Source organism: Pyxidicoccus fallax (assembly GCF_012933655.1).
Taxonomy (GTDB): Bacteria; Myxococcota; Myxococcia; order Myxococcales; family Myxococcaceae; genus Myxococcus; species Myxococcus fallax.
In genome coordinates, this window is record NZ_JABBJJ010000040.1 from 26,565 (window position 1) to 44,751 (window position 18,187).

The 18,187-nt window shown below is 69.4% G+C and carries 15 protein-coding genes, 1 tRNA gene and 1 pseudogene; 12 read left to right on the top strand and 5 right to left on the bottom strand.

The window, feature by feature from the left end; translation table 11 throughout:
• The first annotated feature begins 403 nt into the window (after positions 1-403).
• From tnpA (HG543_RS54440) to HG543_RS11520, 4 genes and pseudogenes are all read left to right on the top strand, one after another.
• On the top strand, positions 404-679 hold the full coding sequence (gene tnpA / locus HG543_RS54440) for an IS66 family insertion sequence element accessory protein TnpA (RefSeq protein WP_211193861.1): 276 nt from the start codon (positions 404-406) through the stop codon (positions 677-679).
• Positions 663-989 carry an IS66 family insertion sequence element accessory protein TnpA gene (gene tnpA, locus HG543_RS11510; protein WP_169344766.1) on the top strand — a complete coding sequence of 109 codons (327 nt, stop codon included), beginning with the start codon at positions 663-665 and terminating at the stop codon, positions 987-989. Before tnpA (HG543_RS54440) ends, tnpA (HG543_RS11510) begins: the two co-directional genes overlap by 17 nt.
• Positions 983-1,348: an IS66 family insertion sequence element accessory protein TnpB gene (tnpB, locus tag HG543_RS11515; RefSeq protein ID WP_211193862.1), complete on the top strand. Its 366-nt coding sequence runs from the start codon at positions 983-985 to the stop codon at positions 1,346-1,348. The genes tnpA (HG543_RS11510) and tnpB overlap by 7 nt, the downstream gene beginning before the upstream one ends.
• Before the next feature lie 441 nt (positions 1,349-1,789).
• Positions 1,790-1,981, top strand: a pseudogene (locus HG543_RS11520) (transposase domain-containing protein); the annotation flags it as partial.
• 252 nt (positions 1,982-2,233) lie between these two features.
• Here HG543_RS11520 and HG543_RS11525 read toward each other — a convergent pair.
• Both HG543_RS11525 and HG543_RS11530 read right to left on the bottom strand, forming a co-directional pair.
• Positions 2,234-2,307: transfer RNA gene (locus HG543_RS11525), tRNA-Arg, on the bottom strand.
• Positions 2,308-2,424: 117 nt separating this feature from the next.
• Positions 2,425-3,435 carry an AraC family transcriptional regulator gene (locus HG543_RS11530; protein WP_169344767.1) on the bottom strand — a complete coding sequence of 337 codons (1,011 nt, stop codon included), beginning with the start codon at positions 3,433-3,435 and terminating at the stop codon, positions 2,425-2,427.
• A 123-nt stretch (positions 3,436-3,558) separates the two neighbouring features.
• On the opposite strand from HG543_RS11530, the gene HG543_RS11535 reads away from it, so the two are divergent.
• The 5 genes from HG543_RS11535 to HG543_RS11555 all read left to right on the top strand — a co-directional run bounded on the left by HG543_RS11535 (position 3,559) and on the right by HG543_RS11555 (position 10,075).
• Positions 3,559-4,602 carry an aldo/keto reductase gene (locus HG543_RS11535; protein WP_169344768.1) on the top strand — a complete coding sequence of 348 codons (1,044 nt, stop codon included), beginning with the start codon at positions 3,559-3,561 and terminating at the stop codon, positions 4,600-4,602.
• A gap of 228 nt (positions 4,603-4,830) precedes the next feature.
• Positions 4,831-6,021, top strand: a complete 1,191-nt coding sequence (locus HG543_RS11540) for an alpha/beta hydrolase family protein (protein ID WP_169344769.1) — start codon at positions 4,831-4,833, stop codon at positions 6,019-6,021.
• Between the two features lie 364 nt (positions 6,022-6,385).
• Positions 6,386-7,831, top strand: coding sequence for a GTPase HflX (hflX, locus tag HG543_RS11545; protein ID WP_169344770.1), 1,446 nt, complete (start codon positions 6,386-6,388; stop codon positions 7,829-7,831).
• Between the two features lie 61 nt (positions 7,832-7,892).
• Positions 7,893-9,197 (top strand): dipeptidase, encoded by a 1,305-nt coding sequence (locus tag HG543_RS11550; RefSeq protein ID WP_169344771.1) that lies wholly within the window; start codon positions 7,893-7,895, stop codon positions 9,195-9,197.
• Positions 9,198-9,217: 20 nt separating this feature from the next.
• Positions 9,218-10,075, top strand: a complete 858-nt coding sequence (locus tag HG543_RS11555; RefSeq protein ID WP_169344772.1) for an SDR family oxidoreductase — start codon at positions 9,218-9,220, stop codon at positions 10,073-10,075.
• 57 nt (positions 10,076-10,132) lie between these two features.
• Here the strand turns inward: HG543_RS11555 and HG543_RS11560 are convergent, their stop codons facing one another.
• Positions 10,133-10,759 carry a TetR/AcrR family transcriptional regulator gene (locus HG543_RS11560; RefSeq protein WP_169344773.1) on the bottom strand — a complete coding sequence of 209 codons (627 nt, stop codon included), beginning with the start codon at positions 10,757-10,759 and terminating at the stop codon, positions 10,133-10,135.
• 107 nt (positions 10,760-10,866) lie between these two features.
• Between HG543_RS11560 and HG543_RS11565 the strand changes: the two genes are divergently transcribed.
• Complete coding sequence (locus tag HG543_RS11565; protein ID WP_169344774.1) at positions 10,867-11,589, top strand: Coq4 family protein; 723 nt, start codon at positions 10,867-10,869, stop codon at positions 11,587-11,589.
• A gap of 25 nt (positions 11,590-11,614) precedes the next feature.
• On the opposite strand, the gene HG543_RS11570 is transcribed toward HG543_RS11565, so the two are convergent.
• Entirely contained in the window at positions 11,615-12,280 is a 666-nt protein-coding gene (locus tag HG543_RS11570; protein ID WP_169344775.1) for a glutathione S-transferase family protein, read from the bottom strand.
• A 191-nt stretch (positions 12,281-12,471) separates the two neighbouring features.
• Here HG543_RS11570 and HG543_RS11575 point away from each other — a divergent pair, with 191 nt between their 5' ends.
• On the top strand, positions 12,472-14,916 hold the full coding sequence (locus tag HG543_RS11575) for a PKD domain-containing protein (protein WP_169344776.1): 2,445 nt from the start codon (positions 12,472-12,474) through the stop codon (positions 14,914-14,916).
• An 84-nt stretch (positions 14,917-15,000) separates the two neighbouring features.
• On the opposite strand, the gene HG543_RS56255 is transcribed toward HG543_RS11575, so the two are convergent.
• Complete coding sequence (locus tag HG543_RS56255) at positions 15,001-16,185, bottom strand: zinc-dependent metalloprotease (RefSeq protein WP_281404391.1); 1,185 nt, start codon at positions 16,183-16,185, stop codon at positions 15,001-15,003.
• A gap of 212 nt (positions 16,186-16,397) precedes the next feature.
• On the opposite strand from HG543_RS56255, the gene HG543_RS11585 reads away from it, so the two are divergent.
• Positions 16,398-17,726, top strand: a complete 1,329-nt coding sequence (locus HG543_RS11585) for a DUF885 domain-containing protein (RefSeq protein WP_211193863.1) — start codon at positions 16,398-16,400, stop codon at positions 17,724-17,726.
• The last annotated feature ends 461 nt before the right edge of the window (positions 17,727-18,187 follow it).

The window sequence follows — 18,187 nt, forward strand, 5'->3', positions numbered from 1 at the left end:
TGCCAGCAGCAGTCGCTCATCTTCGGAGATAAGCCTCGCGCGCTGGCTTGAGGCGAAGCCGGGGTGATGATCTCGGCTGTGGATGTCTCGCCCGTAGAGCGCGCTAATTAGTGGCCGCAGATGCCAGTTTGCCGGTTGCTCCTCACTTCCAGTGGTTGCAAAGCCCCGGCCCTGCGGCCCGCCGCGAGCTGCACGGACTTGCGCAGCCATGGGGAGTTGGGGACGGTCCCCTCATTGGCATGACCGGAATACGCATTCATCGAGAGCATCGTTGAGACAGCGCACCTATGCGATGGGGAGCCGAGCCATTACCTGCGGTGCACTGGTATCCGTCCGTATCCGCCCGGCGAAGGGTGTCTGCGGGGCGTTGCGGAGCTGAGCAGATTGGGTCATCGCTCGACGCGTGAAGAAGCGAGTCGAGAAGCCGGAGTGGCTGCGGGTTGCCGAGGAGTTCGAGGCGAGCGGGCTGACGCAGCGTGAGTACGCCGGGCGCCGGGGGCTGCGCCTGAGCACGTTGCAGTCGTGGGTCTATCTGCGCAGGCGTCAGGGGGGCGCGGTGGCCAAGCCGCCCGTGCGCCTGCTGCCGGTGCAGGGTACCCGTCCGGCGAATGACGTGCCGCGGGGCATTGCCGAGCTGAGCGGGCCGGGTCATCCCTCGACGCGTGCAAAAGAGAGTTGAGACGCCGGAGTGGCTGCGGGCCGCTGAGGAGTTCGAAGCCAGCGGGCTGACGCAGCGGGAGTTCGCGGAGGGCCGAGGGCTGCGCCTGAGCACCCTGCAATCGTGGGTCTACCGTCGGCGGCGCCAGGTGGGCGCTGCAGTCGAGACGCCTGTGCGCCTGCTGCCGGTGCAGGTGAGCAGCGCGCCCGGCCCAGCCACGACCCCGCTGGAGGTCGCCCTGCCCAGCGGCGTCCGGGTGCGGTTCGGACCGGACGCGGACGTCGAGTACCTAGCCCGGCTGGTGGCGGCCCTGGAGCGCGGTGCGTGCTGACGCTGCCGGCCTCGGTGCGAGTCCTGCTGGCCACCTCACCGGTGGACATGCGCAAGTCGATTGATGGGTTGATGGCTCTGGTGCGCACCTCGTGGGGCGAGGACGTCTACTCGGGCCACCTCTTCGCCTTCGTCAGCCGCCGGGGCGACCGAGTGAAAATCCTCACCTTCAGCCGGGGCGGCTTCGTCCTCTATTACAAGCGCTTGGAGACGGGCCGCTTCCGGCTGCCGCCGGTGGACGAGGACGCCCGGTCGGTGCCACTGGACGCCACGCAGTTGGTCGTGCTGCTGGACGGCGTCGAAGTGGCCGAGGTGAAGCGCCAGCCCGCCTGGACGCCCCCTGGGCGCACAGGTAGCTGAAGACGTCACCTGCCGAATGGCCCACCCGGGGAGTTGTTGAGGGCGGGTGCCCGGAGTCCTTCCCCTTGACCATCATTGCCCCTGGCGCGAGGAAGCCGAGGAGCTCAAGGCCGAGGTGGGGCGCATCGGCGGGGAGCTGACAGCGCTCCAGGGGCAGCTGGCCGCCGCCCTCCAGCGTCACGTCTTCGGCAGGAGGGCGGAGCGCCTGCCGCCGGTAGCGGCCGAGCTGCGCGGCCAAGCGGAGAGCGCGAAGTCGAAGGCGACACGGGACGCGGCGGCGAAGAAGAAGCGCCGAGACAGAGCTGCCCGCCAAGCTGCGGAGTGCCCCACGCGCGAGATTCAGCACCCCGTTCCCGCCGACGAGCGGCACTGCCGCGCGTGCGGCAGCGAGGAATTGAAGCCGGTGGGAAAGGGGCGCACCAGCGAGGTGTACGAGTACCCGTCGGCCACGAGGCTGCGGGCGAGAACCTGGCGGGCCTCTACGCGCTGGTGGCCACCTGCGAGGCCAACGGCGTCAATCCCGAGGAGTACCTCACCGACGTGCTGCTGCGCGTGCAGACGCACCCCAACTCACGTATTGGCGAGCTGCTCCCTCACGAGTGGAAGCGTCGGCGCGCCGCCGACTCCTCCTGAGCACCGTCGCTCGGTCTCTCTCCCGTCCACCTGCTCACGCGCGGGCTCGCGACCACCGCCGAGCACAACCCTCGTCCGTCTTCAAGCGGCCGGTACAGCGTTTACCGGACGGATATGGTGGTTGCGGGGGCTTGCTAGCGGGGGAGGACGGCTCGGTTCCGGTACCAAACGGGTACCAAATCGAGCGGATGCACTCGGACGCGTGCGGACAAAAAAACGCCCTGCTTCCGAGGACTTGGGAAGCAGGGCGAGTGACCCCGACAGGAATCGAACCTGTGGCCTGCGGTTTAGGAAACCGCCGCTCTATCCAACTGAGCTACGGGGTCGGCCGGCGATTCTGGTGAGCCCCCGCCTGACGCCGCAGGTGCTCCTGAATGGGGAGCCCTTATAGCAATCGATGGGATGCGCGCAACGAGTCTAATGTGCTCGCCGAAGCGCCTCTGTTAAGCCGTGGGCCGGGCAGGTGGGAGAGCTCGGGTGGGAGTACCCTCCTGGCCGCCCGCTGGGGACCCCTGCGCGTGCTCCTGGCGATACCGTCCCGGGGACACGCCGATGACCCGCCGGAACACCTTGCCGAAGGCGCCCTCGGACTCGTAGCCCACGGCGGATGCGATGGCCGCCAGCTTCACGGGACGCCCCTCCCGCATCATTCCCGCGGCGCGGACCATCCTCCACTGCGTCAGATGCTCGAGGGGCGTGACCCCCACCAGCTCGCGGAACCGCGCGGCGAACGCGGACCGTGACATGGATACGCGGCGCGCGAGCTCCGGCACCGTCCAGGCATGTCCTGGCTCGGTGTGCATCAGCCGCAGCGCCTCACCCATCTGTGGGTCGGCCAGCGCACGCAGCCAGCTCGGGTTCTCGTCCCGGTAGGGGGCGCGGATCCGGCTGCGCACGGCCTGGATGAAGAGCACATCGGCCAGCCGGTCCACGACCGCGGAAGTTCCCGGCTGGTTCTCCGCGAGCTCGGCATCGATGAACTGGAGCGTGGATTGAAACCGCTGGGGCGCGTGCGCACCGGACGCAGACACGTGGATGACCGGAGGGAGTTGCTGAGCCAGCCACTCGCTCTCGGGCGTCGCGAACGTGAAGCACCCGGCGATCAGGGAGACGGACGTGCCGCCGCCGCCTCTGGCCCCTCCGTCGTATGAGATCGCCCGCAGGCGCTGGAACGTCTCGGGCGAGACCACCGACTCCATGGGGCGCAGGGAGGCCTCCGGAGTGCTCCGCAGGGAGTAGCTTTCCGGCGAGGACAGGAAGACGAAGTCACCGCCTGCCAGGGCGACCAGCGGCTCCTGCCCGTCCACGCCCAGGAAGCAGGAGCCGCGAGTCACCATCAGGCTGATGCCCTTGCCCCCGGGGAACTCGAAGCCCCAGGGAGCCGTGAACTCCAGCCGGCCATAGAGCTGCCCCTTCGTCCGGAGCAGGCTCACGCTCTCAGAGAGAGCATCCATCAAAGCCCCCGTTTCCTGGCGTTTTGAACCATGAATGCGGCGTATCCGACGCTGAAACTCCAGAGGAGATGGCGCATATCGGGTCTACCACTTCCCATCCATGGGAACAGACAGGAGTCACCGATGCGCTACAGGATTTTCGGCCGGCGAACCGGCCTCAAGGTCTCGGAGCTGGCCCTCGGGGCTGGCATGTTCGGCACCGCCTTCGGTTACGGCTCCCCGCCAGACGAGGTGCACCGCATCCTCCAGGCCTACGCCGAGGCGGGTGGCAACTTCATCGACACCGCCGACAACTACCAGCAAGGCGAGTCCGAGCGGTTGATTGGCGAGTTCATCCGTCCCCACCGCGACGGCTTCATCATCGCCTCCAAGTACAGCCGCGGCGCCTCGTCCCGTCCCGCGCTGGCCGAGCTCGGCGCCAACCGCAAGGCGATGGTGCAGTCTGTCGAAGCCAGCCTGAAGCGGCTGGGGACGGACCGCATCGACCTGTACTTCGTCCACATGGACGACGGCGTCACCCCCATGGAAGAGATTGCTCGCGGGCTCGATGACCTGGTGCGTGCCGGCAAGATCGTCTACGGCGGCATCTCCAACTCCCCGGCATGGCGCGTGGCCCTGGCCACCAACACGGCGGACCTGCGCGGCTGGGCCCCCATCACCGCCCTCCAGGCCGAGTACAACCTGCTCCAGCGCACCACCGAGCGCGAGCTGCTGCCCATGGCGGACGGGTTGGGCCTGGGAGTCATGGCGTGGTCCCCCATGGCGGGTGGACTGCTGACCGGCAAGTACCGCCAGGGGGAGAAGGGGAGGGCGACGGAGTTCAAGGGGAGCGTCCTCCACCAGGAAGCGGAGAAGCGCGATGCCGTGCTCGATGCCCTGTTCTCAGTGGCCCAGGAGCTCGGAGCGACTCCAGGGCAGGTGGCCATTGCCTGGGTCCAAGCCAAGGGCGTCCTCCCGGTCATCGGGCCGCGCACCCGCGCCCAACTCGACGACAACCTCGCCTCCCTCTCGGTGCGTCTCAGCCCGGAGCAGCTCCGGCGGCTGGACGAGGTCAGCGCCGTCCCCCTGGGCTATCCGCACGAACTCAACGCGGCTCCGGAGCAGCGCGCGATCATGACCGGTGGCCGTTGGGAGCAGCTCGAGCTCCCCCGGTGGACCGTCGCCTGACCTCCCAGGTGCCTCCGCGCACGCACGGCTCAGAACAGCCTCGCGATACCCGCGGGCGACTTGTTCCACGCCTGGGCAGCCCGTACCTCTTGGTCCCGAGCCGAGGAAGTCCTCCTGCCCATGCAGCCCGACCGGTCCATGCGCCGACAGGTGCGCGCCACCGTCACCCATCTGGAGGGACGGCTCTCCCCGAACACAGTCGGTTGGCCCCAAGGGCCGGAGGGTCCGATGAAGCATTTGGGATTGAAGGCGATGCTGGTCTGCGCGCTGGTCCTCTGGGCGGGAGTGACCCAGGCGGGTGATGGCACCCAACCCTGGCGCCCAGCCTGCGTGGGGCACTCGCTGCCCATGCCCGCCACGCTGGAGGCGCTCTCGTCCAGGGGGCCGTACGGCTTCGCCACGCGGGACTTCGTCTTCGTCGACACCACACGTCTCACGCCGCCCAATGGGAGCTACCCGGGCTCGCCGGTGAGGACCTTGAGAACGCGGGTCTTCTACCCGGTATGCGACCCGCGACTGGAGGCCTCTCCTCCTCCGGAGAACCGCGTGCCGGTGGCGAGTGGCCGGCCCTTCCCGCTGCTGGCGTATGCGCATGGGCTCACCAGCCGTGGGGAGCCGGTGCGGTTCATGGCCGAGCACCTGGCCACGCATGGCTACATCATCGCGGCGCCGCGGTTCCCGCTCTCCAGCGGTGACGCGCCGGGAGGGCCGACCATCGCGGACATCCCCAATCAGCCAGGGGATCTGGATTTCGTGATGCGGCAGGTGGCGCAGCTGGGCGGCCTGGACGCGGACCTGGCGGCGGCGGCGGATGCGTCCCGACGGGGGGTGTTGGGCCTGTCGGCGGGAGGGGAGACGGTGCTCATCGCCGCCTACCACCCCGCGCTGAAGATTGACATCCAGTCCGCGGTGGCCCAGGCGCCGGTGTCCTGCTTCTTCGGGCCCCCGTTCTACAGCCGCTCGCTGCCCACGCTCATCCTCGCCGGTACCGCGGACGAGCTGGTGCCCATCTCGGGCCCGGAGCGGGCCTTCGCGCTGGCACCCCCGCCGGTGACGCTGGTGGAGTTGTTGGGCGGCACCCACAGCGGCTTCATGAACCGGGAGCAGCCCTACGTGGAGAACACCGACACCCGGGAATGCGAGCTGCTGCAGATGTCCGACCCCATGCGGGGGCAGGCGGAGTTCGTGGCGCGGCTCACCGCGGGGGTGGACCCGGGGGTGTTCGACCCGGGGAGCTGCCTGCCGTTGTGTGGCCAGCGCTACAGGCAGACCATGGGGGCCACCCGGCAGATTCGTCTGAGCCGGGCGGCGACACTGGCGCACTTCGAGGCCTCGCTCCGCGGACGGGTGGACGCGGCGCTGTTCCTGACCTGGCTCCTGGGGCGCAACCCGGACGTGGTGGTCCGCATCAAGCGATGAGCGCTCTGTTCACGCCGCCACCGGCAATGAACATCTGACCTGATGGTGACGCCAGGCGCATCTCTTCAGCCCGCGACCAGGACCTTGCCGGAGGGAAGCAGGATGAGCGTGTGTTGGTGATGGGCGTACCTCATCGCCGCGACTGTGGTTCAGGTCGGCGGTGGCCCTACCGCACCCTCTACGGCAAGGCGCAAATCACAGGCATCGCGGACCTGGAGTTCGACCTGCAGGTGCCGATTGGCGGACTCATGGAAGGCAAGAACCACCTTGAGTTCGAGCTGACCAGGGAAGGGAGGGTCCACTCACCGGGCTGGGCGGCGGGAGGCGTCCCCACCCGGGGGTGGCGACGTGCTAGAGGGTCCGCATGTCGAAGAACACCCCCGTCCGTCCTCGCGCTGTCCTCGTCGGGGTCCAGTTTCCCAGCGTCTCGGACACGGAGCACGCCGCCGACCTCGCGGAGCTTCGCAGGCTGGTGCACACCCTGGGGTACGACGCGGTCGCCACCGTGTCCCAGCGTCGCACGAGGCTGGCCTCCGGAACGGTGCTCGGCACGGGCAAGCTCAAGGAGCTGGCCGCGCTCACCGGAGGTGCGGGGGTCGTGACGTCGGGCGCGCGCACCGCGACCTCCAAGGCTCGCGAGCGGTGGGAGGCGGAAGCGGAAGAGGCCGCCGAGGGGGAGGCCGACGCCGAGGCGCCCGAGGCGGACGACGCCGAGATGGAGGAGGAAGAGGAAGAGGCCGCCCCGCCCGAGGAGCTGACGGTCCCCAGTGAAGGCGATTCCACCCCGCGTCCCACGGTGGTGGTCGTCGACCACGAGCTCTCACCCAGCCAGCTTCGCAACCTCGAGAAGGCCACGGGGGCGCAGGTGCTGGACCGCACGGGGGTGATTGTCGACATCTTCCACCGGCATGCGAGGAGTCACGAGGCGCGCATGCAGGTGGAGATTGCCCGGCTCAACTACCTCGCCCCCCGGCTGCGAGAGTCCACCGGAGGCCGCGAGCGCCAGCAGGGCCGTGGCTCCGGTGACTCCGCGGTGGAGCTCGACCGGCGCAAGATTCGCGACCGGCTCGCGGAGCTGCGCGAGGGGCTCGCCGCCATCCAGCGGGAGCAGGACCACCGCCGGTATGCCCGGAGGGACCAGCTCCGGGTGGCGCTGGTGGGCTACACCAATGCGGGGAAGTCCTCGCTGATGCGCGCCCTCACCGGCAGCGAGGTGCTCGTCGCGGATCAGCTCTTCGCCACGCTCGACACCACGGTGCGAGCGCTGCAGCCGGAGACCCGCCCACGCGTGCTGGTCTCCGACACCGTGGGCTTCATCCAGAAGCTGCCGCACGACCTCGTCGCCTCGTTCCGCTCCACCCTGGACGAGGCGCTGGAAGCCTCGCTGCTGCTCTACGTGGTGGATGCGTCCGACCCGACCTGCGATGCACAGCTCGAAGTGACCCGGGCGGTGCTCCGGGAGATTGGCGCGGATGCCGTCCCCAGCAGGCTCTTGCTGAACAAGGTGGACCGGCTGGACGCGGAGGCACGGGACGCGCTGCGGACCCGGTACCCGGACGCCCTCCAGCTCTCGGCGCACCGGCCGGAGGACGTGTCGGGGCTGCGCCAGCACATCATCCAGTTTTTCGAGGCCACCATGGTCGAGGCCGACCTGGTCATTCCGTACGCCAGCCAGGGACGTCTCGGCGAGGTGTACGAGCACACCACGGTGGTCTCCCAGGAGTTCGACGAGCACGGCAGGAAGCTGCGCGTGCGAGGCCTGCCGGCGGCCATCGCCCGGCTCACCCAGGCCTTCCCTGGCACGAGGTGAAGGCTCCACCGCGCCGTTGATGTGGCCTACACTCGGGGCCCCTCGCTTCCCGGACGGCTCCATGTTCCCCCTGCGCTCCGCCCTGTCCCTCCTCCTGTGCACCGCGCTTGGCCTCGTCTCCACGCGGGCCCACGCCCAGCCCGCGCGTGAGGACGCCGCGCGCCTGGAACGCGCCCGCGGGCTGCTGCGCCAGGTGCCCCTCATCGATGGGCACAATGATTTGCCGTGGCAGTTTCGCGAGCGGGTGGGCAATCGGCTCGCCGCGCTCGACCTCACCCAGGATGGCCGCAAGCTCGAACCGCCGCTGCACACCGACCTGCGCCGCCTGCGCGAGGGTGGGGTGGGGGGCGTGTTCTGGAGCGTCTACGTCCCGGCGGACCTGGAGGGCGGCGCGGCCATCCAGGCCACGCTCGAGCAGATCGACGTGGTGCACCGGCTCGTGGAGCGCTACCCGCAGCAGCTCTCGCTCGCGTTGACGGCGGACGACGTGGAGCGCGCCCACCGCGCGAGCCGGGTCGCCTCGCTCATCGGCATGGAAGGGGGGCACTCCATCGGCGGCTCGCTGGGGGTGCTGCGCCAGATGTACCGCGCCGGCGCGCGCTATCTCACCCTCACTCACTCGAAGAACGTGCCCTGGGCGGAGTCCGCCACCGACGCGCCCATGGCCACACCCCTCACCGAGCAGGGCCGCGCGGTGGTGCGGGAGATGAATCGGCTGGGGATGCTGGTGGACCTCTCGCACGTGTCGGCGCGCACGATGAACGCGGTGCTGGACCTCTCGCAGGCCCCCGTCATCTTCTCCCACTCCTCGACGTTCGCTCTCGACCCGCACCCGCGCAATGTCCCGGACGAGGTGTTGCGGCGGCTGTCGAAGAATGGCGGCCTGGTGATGGTGACCTTCGTCCCCGGCTTCATCTCCGATGAGGTGCGCAAGTACAGCGCCGAGGAGAGTGCCGCCGCCGAGCGCTTCAAGGTGCTGCATGCCGGCAACCCTGACGCGGCGAAGGCCGCCCTCACGGCGTGGAGGTCGGCGAACCCCGCGCCCCGTGCGACGCTGGCCCAGGTGGCGGACCACATCGACCACGTGCGCAAGCTCGCCGGCATCGACTCGGTGGGGCTGGGCTCGGACTTCGACGGCATCTCCACGACCATCCAGGGGCTCGAGGGCGTGGAGACCTATCCCGCGCTGCTCGCGGAGCTGCTGCGCCGCGGCTACTCGGATGAGGACGTGCGCAAGGTGGCCGGGAAGAACCTGCTGCGGGTGATGCGTCAGGCGGAGGCAACGGCCAGGCGCCTGCAGAAGGAACGGCTCGCGGAGGATCCGCCCGCCGAGGCGGAGAAGCCCGTGGCGGGAGCCGGCAAGTAGGCACAAGGGAGGGTGAGGCCATGGCGGAGCAGGAGCTGAAGGGCAAGACGTTCCTCGTCACCGGAGCGAACTCGGGCATCGGCCGGGCCACGGCGGAGGCGCTCGCTTCACGCGGAGCCGCGGTGGTGATGGCCTCGCGCTCCGCCGAGCGCACGCTGCCCGTCATCGAGGACATCCGCCGCGAGCACCCGGGCGCGGACCTGGAGTTCCTCCCGCTGGACCTCGCCTCGCTGCACGCGGTGAAGGAATCCGCCGAGCGCTTCCTCGCCACGGGCCGGCCCCTCGACGTGCTCATCAACAACGCGGGCATCGCCGCGACACCCGGGGTGACGCGGGACGGCTTCGAGGTGACGTTCGGGACGAACCACCTCGGGCCCTTCCTCTTCACCTCGCTGCTGCTGCCCCGGCTTCAGGAGGCGAAGCGGGCGCGCATCGTCAACGTGGCGAGCCGCGCGCACGCACGGGTAAGCGGCATCGACTGGAACATGCTCGAGCGGCCCACGCGCAGCGTGCCGGAGCGGCTGCGGATGTACGGGGTGAGCAAGCTGATGAACGTGCTGCACGCGGCCGAGCTGGCCCGGCGGCTGGCCGGCACCGGGGTGACGACCTACGCCCTGCACCCCGGGGTGGTGGCGTCCGAAATCTGGCGCGAGGCGCCCTGGCCCATCCGCCCGGTGATGAAGCTCTTCATGCTCTCCAACGAGCAGGGCGCGCGCACCTCGCTGTACTGCGCCACCGCTCCGGAGCTGGAGACCGTCAGCGGCCGCTACTACGACGCCTCCCGGGAGCGGACGCCGAGCCCCTCGGCGCAGGACGCCACGCTCGCTCGCGAGCTGTACGAGCGCTCCGAGGCGATGGTGAAGCGCGTGCTCGGCTGAGCGGGCGGGGAGGCCGTCAACGGGAGCCCCGGAAGAGGGGACGGGCAGCGGGAGGGCTCACGTCTCTGGCGGCGGCGCGAACTGCCGGAGGATGACCTTCGCGAGGAACGCGCGGAAGCGACGCATGGAGTCGGCGTCATTCTCGAGACCGGAGTTGCGCAAGAGCTTCGGACCGAGCACGGGCAGCCCGACCAGGGCGAGCGACGCGAGCACCACGAGGTGCGCCGTGTCCTCCCGGGGCGGCGGCTTCTTCCGCCCGTGCTTCGACTTGCGCAACGCGTGCGTCGCGTCGACGACCGCGGAGAGCGGGACCTCACCGCCGGTGACGTGACGCCCTTCGAGCGCGATCCACAGGAGCACGCGCGCATGCCCGGAGCCGGCCAGCGCGTCGAAGACGGCGTCGAGCATCGCCGCGAGCTCCGCCTCCTCGCCCCGTGACTTCTGGAGCGCCTCGACCAGCCGCGCGTGGATGGCCTGCAGCGCCCGCTCGACGACCGCGTCGACGAGCGCCTCGCGGCTGCCGAAGTGGTGGAGCACCGTGGGGTGCGACACGCCCGCGTCGGCCGCGACCTCCTGGAGGCGGATGCCCCCCGGGCCGGCAAGCACGAGGCGCTTCTCCGCGGCGTCGAGAATCTCCGTGCGCGCGGCCGCCGCGTCACGCCTCTTGCGCTTCGTCTCGGCCATGGATGGCACCATCTCACGGTGGGGGCTTATCGACAAGTCTGTCAGCAGGCTGTTGACAAGATTGTTAGTAAGTCCCAAGGTCGTACCCGTAGCAGAGGAGGATTCCCATGCCGCATCTGCAATTCGCTCCCCGTCGCGCGTTCCATGCCGCCCGCATCCTCGCCAGGGACCCGGACGACCTGCCGCAGGTCTTCACCATCATCGAGTCGCTCTCGCTCGACACGATGCACCGGATCGCGTCGGGACTCCGTCGCAGCGAGACCGGCCGCGCGCTGCTCGCGAAGAAGCCGGACATCGTGGACGTGCTCGTGGATCGCTCGGCTCTCGCGCGGCTCCCCGAAGGCTCACTCGGGCGCGCGTACCTCGACTTCGTCGAGCGCGAGAACATCTCCGCGCAGGGAATCCGCGATGCGGGAGCGAAGGGGTCGACGCTCGGCAAGTCGCTCCCCGCGCCGCTCGACTGGGTGCACGCTCGCATGCGCGACACGCACGACCTGTGGCACGCCGCGACCGGTTATCACGGCGACGTGCTCGGCGAGACGGCGCTCCTCGCCTTCACCCTGGCGCAGACGAAGAACCCCGCCATCGCCCTGATTGCCGCCATCGGGCTCTTCAAGACGCTCGGCGCGCCCAAAGCGAAGCTGTCGCGCGCCACCATCCTCGACGGCTTCCGCCGCGGCCGGAAGGCCGTGTGGCTCCCGGCCGTCGACTGGGAGTCGCTCCTCGCGCTGCCGCTCGAAGAGGTGCGCCGCCGGCTGAACCTCGAGGCCCCGCGCGACTACCGTCCCATCCGGAGCTCGGAGCTCAAGGCGCGCCAGGCCGCGGCCTGAGCCTGCCGGGCACTGCGCACCAGGCTTATTCGACCAGGGGCGCTGGAACGGTGGAGACGCCTTGTTCCAGCGCCGCCTGGTGCTGAGCCGCCAGGGCCTTCTGATACGCGGGGCGCTGGGCCAGCCTCCGCCAATACGCCTGCACGGCCGCGGGAAGCGCTTCCTCCATGCCGAGATAGCCCGCCAGCATCAGGGCATAGCCCACGGAAACATCCGCGGCGGTGAAGCGCTCACCGCACAGATGGGGTTGCGTGGTCAGCACGCTGTCGATGCCTCGCAGTCTGGCGAGAAACCAGCGGCTGTAGTCCTCGACCACCTGGGGCTGACGGCGTTCAGGCGGCTCGAAGCGTCCGTAGCGCAGCACCAGGGTCTGCGGAAAGGTGAGGGTGGCTTCACCGAAATGCAGCCAGTTCAGATAGGCGCCGTAGTCCTTCTCTTCGGGAGCGACGGCCAGTGACGTGCCTCCGTAGCGTGTCACCAGGTACTGCGTGATGGCCGCCGACTCGGTCATGCGTGTGTCGCCGTCGGTGAAGAGGGGAACCGTTCCCAGACGGTTGAGCTCCAGGAACTCCTTCGACCTGACCCGGGGCGGGAAGGGCAACATCTTGAGTTCGTAGGTCAGCCCCAGCTCCTCCAGGGTCCAAAGCGGACGGAAGGAGCGGGCGCTCATGCAGTGGTAGAGGGTGATCATCAAGGCTGCCTTTTACCGGGGCTTGCTGCGCGCCCGCACATGCCAGACATCCGCGCCGAGCTCGCCTGTGAAGCACCAGCGGTGTGGTGCGCCCCCACGCCCGGTAAACAGCAAGATTGGAAAATTACTTAAAAGTTGAAATATAAGTACTGTCGTAGCGAGGTTGCTGAACCAACTACGAGAGAGCACGAGTGAAGACATCGAAGAAGCGGAGTGGCCTGGCGTGGGCGTGGTTGCTGGGGCTCGCGGTGGGCTGTGGTGGCGCGGAAGAAGGAGGCTCCGCGCCCGGGGAAGCGGCGATTGCGTCGCGGCAGCAGGCGGTGGAGGAGACGCTGGCGGTGGCCGGGCCGGCGAAGCCCGGCAGCCGGGGCCGTGAGTTCTGGCTGGCCCTCCCGACGAACGTGGCCAGCGGCTCGGCGCCGACGCTGACGCTGTTCATCAGCGGCGAGACGGCCGCCACGGGCACGGTGCGCATCCCGGGCCTGGTCCACACGCAGGGCTTCTCCGTGACGCCGGGGCAGGTGACGTCGGTGTCCATTCCCTCGGGCGCCGCGCTGTCGACGGCCAATGGCGTGGAGAACAAGGGCGTCCACGTCTCCGCGGACGCGGACATCACGGTCCAGGTGATGAGTCGTGCCTCCCGCTCCACCGAGGCCTTCCTGGGCCTGCCGGTGTCCGCGCTGGGCACGGAGTACGTGGTGGCCGCCTCCGCCAGCTCCAGGGTCTCCCGGGGCACGCAGCTCGCGGTGGTGGGCACGGAGAGCGGCACGCGCGTGACGTTCACCCCGCGGCAGGGCAGCCCGTCCACCATCAGCCTCAATCCGGGCGAGGTCTTCCAGTACGCGGGCACCTCGGCGGGAGGCGCCGACCTGACCGGCGCCGTCATCACGTCGGACAAGCCGGTGGCGGTGCTGAGCGGCAGCCGGTGCTCCGGAGCGCCCGACGCGAAGACGGGCACGTGCGGCCTCCAGGTCGAGCAGCTCCCGCCGACGAAGGCCTGGGGCCGCTACTTCCTGGCCATGCCAATGGCTGGCTCCAGGGGAGGGGACACCTTCCGCGTCGTCGCCTCCACTAACGGCACCCGGGTCCGCATCAACGCGAAGGAGGTGTCGCTGAACCGGGGGCAGGCCTGGCAGGGCAGCCTTCAGTCGGAGGTGGTCATCCACGCCAGCCAGCCCGTCCTGGTGACCCAGTACGCCCACGGCAGCCCGGCCATGATGCTCGTCCCGCCCGTGGCCCAGTACCTCAACGAGTACACGGTGACGGCGCTGCCCACCCCGTCCGGCAAGAGCTACCTCAACCTCATCGTGCGCGGGAACACCTGGCACCAGGTGGAGGTGGACGGCCGGCCGATTCCGCTGCTCAAGCTCCGGTACCTCACCTGGAACTACTACGGCGCGCAGCTCGAGGTGGCGCCGGGCACGCACCGGGTGACGTCGCCGCTGCCGCTGGGCGTCTCCGTCCATGGCGTGGGCACGGAGCTGTCCTACGCCTATCCGGGCGGCATGTCGCAGGTCCCCGTGGCGGCGGTGCACAGCCTGAAGCTGACGCCGCGCTACAACATCGGCCATGCCGGCGCCGAGGTCTGCGTGTCGGCGAAGGTGGCGGACGTGAATGGTCAGCCCGTGCCGGACATCGACGTGGGCTTCACCGCGCTGCGCTGGCCGGTGCAGGCGGTGACGCTGTCCACCGGCGCGGACGGCCTGGCCGCGTGGTGCCAGACGCGCACCAGTCAGTCCATCGACCTGCTGAAGGCCACCGTGAACGAGCAGGTGGAATACGGCTTCGTCGCCTGGCGCGCCAGCCAGTCTCCGCCGGTGGTGGACGCGGGCTCGGACGCGAGTGGCTGGGTGGGCACCGAGCTGACGCTGAACGGCTCGGCCTCGGATCCGGACGGGACGCCGCTCACGTACCAGTGGACCGTCACCCCGGGCGAGGACGTGCCGCCCGGCGTCACCTGCACCTTCGGCTCGCCGGAGGCCCTCACCACCACGTTCCTCTGCGACCAGGCCGGCACGTACACCGTGACGCTGACGGCGACGGACGGCGCCACCGCGCCGGTGTCCGACAGCCTCCAGGTGACGCAGGCGTTCGCATCCGACGTGACGCTGTGCAACCTGCCGCGCTACACGCGCGACACGGAGCGTGAGCTGTGTGGCTTCACGACGCACTTCGGTGACGACAGCGGCATTGTCGAGGCGTGGTTCACCGTGGACGGCGGCGAGCCGCTCCACGTCGAGCCGGACCTGAACGCCGGGTTCGTCCGCCTGCCGTACACCTTCGCGGAGGGCGAGCACGTCGTCACCCTGAGCGCTCGTAACGCCAACGGCCGGGTCACCACGAAGCAGCAGATGATGCGCGTGGACCTCACACCGCCGGGGGTCTCCGTGCTGTCGCCCCAGGAGCAGGCCGTGCTGGAAAGCCCCCTGGTGGACGTCACCACGTTCGTCCAGGACGCCAGCCCGGTGACGGTGACGACGCAGTTCGTGCAGTCCTCCACGGTGGAGGCTGGCACGGGCACCGTCACCCACAGGGTGGACCTGGTGAACAGGGATTGGAACGTGGTGCTGGTGCAGGCCCGCGACGCGGCCGGCAACTTCACCGAGGTGCTCGTCCCCGTGTACGTCTCCTGGTAGCAGGAGGCGCCGCGGAGCGCCGGGACGTGCCTCCGGCGCTCCGCCCGTGGTTCCTGCTCCGTGCGGACGGTAATGAGGACCCGGTCAGCGGAAGATCATGCTGTAGTCGTAGCTGCCGCTGCTGTTGTGGCCGCCGCCAGCGGGGCAGGAGCCGGGGCTGCCGCCGTAGAACAGGCCCTGGCACTTGTTGCACCAGCGCCAGTTCGACTGAAGGTCGGGGGCGCCCGGCGCGGCGTGGTGCAGGTGGTAATCCCAGCTCCCGGTCGAATCGTGGGCACCGCCCGACGGGCAGACGGAGCTGCTGTGGCCGCCGTAGAACAGGCCCTGGCACTTGTTGCACCAGCGCCAGCCACCCTGGAACCCCGCCGTCGGGGCCAGGTCGTGCGCGAGGTGGTAGTTGTAGCTGCCGACGTTCTCGTGTGCTCCTCCGGCCGGGCAGACGGAGTTGCTGTGGCCGCCGAAGAACATCCCCTGGCACTTGTGGCACCAGCGCCAGCTGCTCTGCACGGGCGTGTACAACGCCCTCAGCGCGGAGAGGTCTCCGGGAGCGAACTCGCCCGTCTCGACCGAGCGGAAGCAGGAGTTCATGAGCGAGCCGCCGACGACCGCATTGGTCGGCGTGCCTGGAATGTGGATGGCGCCGATGCCCGCGTCGCCCTCGTCGCCGCCGGTGCCGCAGCTGATGCTGCGGTTGTAGTAGTCCGTGTGGCGGAACCCGATGGTGTGGCCAATCTCGTGCGTGATGACGTGCTCGATGACGTCGACGCTGTAGGACGAGAGCCCGCCGCCGATGTTGATGGTGTGGTACGGCAGTCCGCCCGAGGGGAATCCGGCGGAGCCTCCCACCACGCCCGGCTGGATGACCGCGTTGATGGTGTAGCTGCAACCGGTGCTCGGCGTGCGCGCCATGGCGAAGGAGAGCGGCAGCTCGTCGTAGTTCTGGATGGCCAGGTCGAGCGCCGTGCTGAACGTGCCGGTGAACGTCGAGCCGTTGATGCAGATCTTCGTCACCGACGGGCTGACGAGGTTCGTCGTGCGGTATTGCTCCTCGGTGGAGGCGCCCCGCTCGAGCAGCTCGCGCGACGCATCCAGGGACACCTCGGCATCCCGCCCGACGTAGACCTTCCCGTCGACGACCATGATGTCGTCGGCCGGGAAGCCAGCCTTGCCCAGGTTGTCGACAATCTCCTGCGTCTCATCGGGTTGGCCGGCGCAGCCAAACAGCAACGCAATACATCCCGCCGCAAGCACGACACTTCTCGCAAACATGGATATTCCTCTCGGTTGGACTTGTATCGCCGGGCCGTCATGAGACGAGCCCCCGGAAGATACGTAACCAAGGTAATCCATGAATTGACGCAGCCTCAAGAGAGGACACCGGGAGGTGCGCCGGTCATACAGAGGCACTGACATCGTCGCGCGTCGTGGCAATCAGCGGACCCTCGGCTCGTATACGGTGGGTTCATTCCTTGGAGCACCTCATGCGCTCTCCCGCCCTGGCAGCCCTTGCCCTGACGTCGTTGCTGTTCGCCTGCGCGACTCGGGGGACGATGCCCACCTCCGCGGCGTCACGCGCTGCGCCCTCGAAGCGCCCATCCCCGCTGGATGCCACCGCGGAGCAGTACGTGAAGCTCGTCCTCGCCCTGGGCCAGCATGGTGAGAGCGAGGTGGATGCCTACTACGGACCGGAGGCCTGGGCGGAGGAGGCCCGCGCCACGCGGTGGACGCTGGAGGAGATAGGAAGGCGTGCCGTCGAGGTGAGGAAGGCCGTGGAGGCCGTCCCCGTGCCCGACGATGCGCTCCTGGCGATGCGCCGCCGCTTCCTGCTCGGACAGCTCACCGCGGTGGCCACCCGGGCGCGCATGCTGTCCGGCGAGCGGCTGACGTTCGACGACGAGAGCGAGGCCCTCTATGGCGCACGCGCGCCGCGCCACACGGAGGCGGAGTTCGAGGCGGTGCTCGCGGAGCTCGAGCGGCGGGTGCCCGGCTCCGGTCCCTTGGGGGAGCGCGTCGAGCGCTTCCGCCAGCGCTTCGTCATTCCCGCCGACCGGCGCGATGCCGTCTATCGCGCCGCCATCGATGAGGCCCGCCGCCGCACGCTCCTGCACGTGAAGCTGCCGGCCGAGGAGCGCTTCACGCTGGAGTACGTCACGGGCAAGCCCTGGGGTGGGTACAACTGGTTCAAGGGCCAGGCGACGAGCGTCATCCAGATCAACACGGACCTGCCGAACTCCGTGTGGCGCGCGGTCATGTTGGCCGCGCACGAGGGCTACCCCGGTCATCACGTCTACAACACGCTGCTGGAGCAGCACCTGATGCGCGGGCGCGGGTGGGTGGAGTTCACGGTGTACCCGCTCTTCTCTCCCATGTCGTTCATCGCCGAGGGCAGCGCCGATTACGGCGTCGAGCTGGCCTTTCCCGACGCGGAGGCGTTCCTGCGGGACACGCTCTTTCCGCTCGCGGGGCTCGACCCGCGGCTCGCCGCTGACTACGTGCGGATGGAGGCGTTGCTCGAAAAGCTCTCCTACGCGAACACCGAGGTCGCGCGCGCCTACGTCGATGGCCGGCTTGGCCGGGAGGCCGCCCGCGACTGGTTGATGCGCTACGCGCTCCTGACGCCCAAGCGTGCCGAGCTCGCGATGACGAGCTTCGAGTCCACGCGTTCGTACGTCATCAACTACAAACTGGGCCGCGACCTGGTGAGGCAGTACGTGGAACGCCGGGCGGGACCGGAGGCCACACCAGCGCGGCGATGGGAGGTGTTCCTGGACCTGCTCGCGTCGCCACGCCTGCCGTCGGACCTGCGCTGAGGCGCAACGCCGGGCTCAGGACGGCTCCGAGGGGAGGGGAGTGGTCTCCCGCGCCATGTCGACCCGACTCACCCGGCTGGAAGTCGATGGGTTCTGCTCACTGCGGACCTCCGAGCGTCGGCCCGGGTCGTGCAAAGGAGCCCCCGCCGACGGAGGCAAGGATGGGTATTCGCGCAGGGGCGGTGGGGGTGGGGCTCGCGGTCATCTCTTTGTTCTCAGCGGGTTGCGCTGACAAGTCTCAGACAGTCGACCCTGGGGAGGACCAGGCTCCGGGTTTGCCGGATGGAAATGAAGTTCCCTCTCCGGTTCCTCCCGATGCCTCGGGAGATGCCGGCACGCCCCCTCCAGGCGAAGACGGTGGAACACCCCCCGACGCGGGCGAGACGCCCGATGCTGGAGAAACGCCTGACGCCGGGCCAACTCCTGACGCCGGAGAGCCGCCGAGCGCGGGGCCCTGGCCG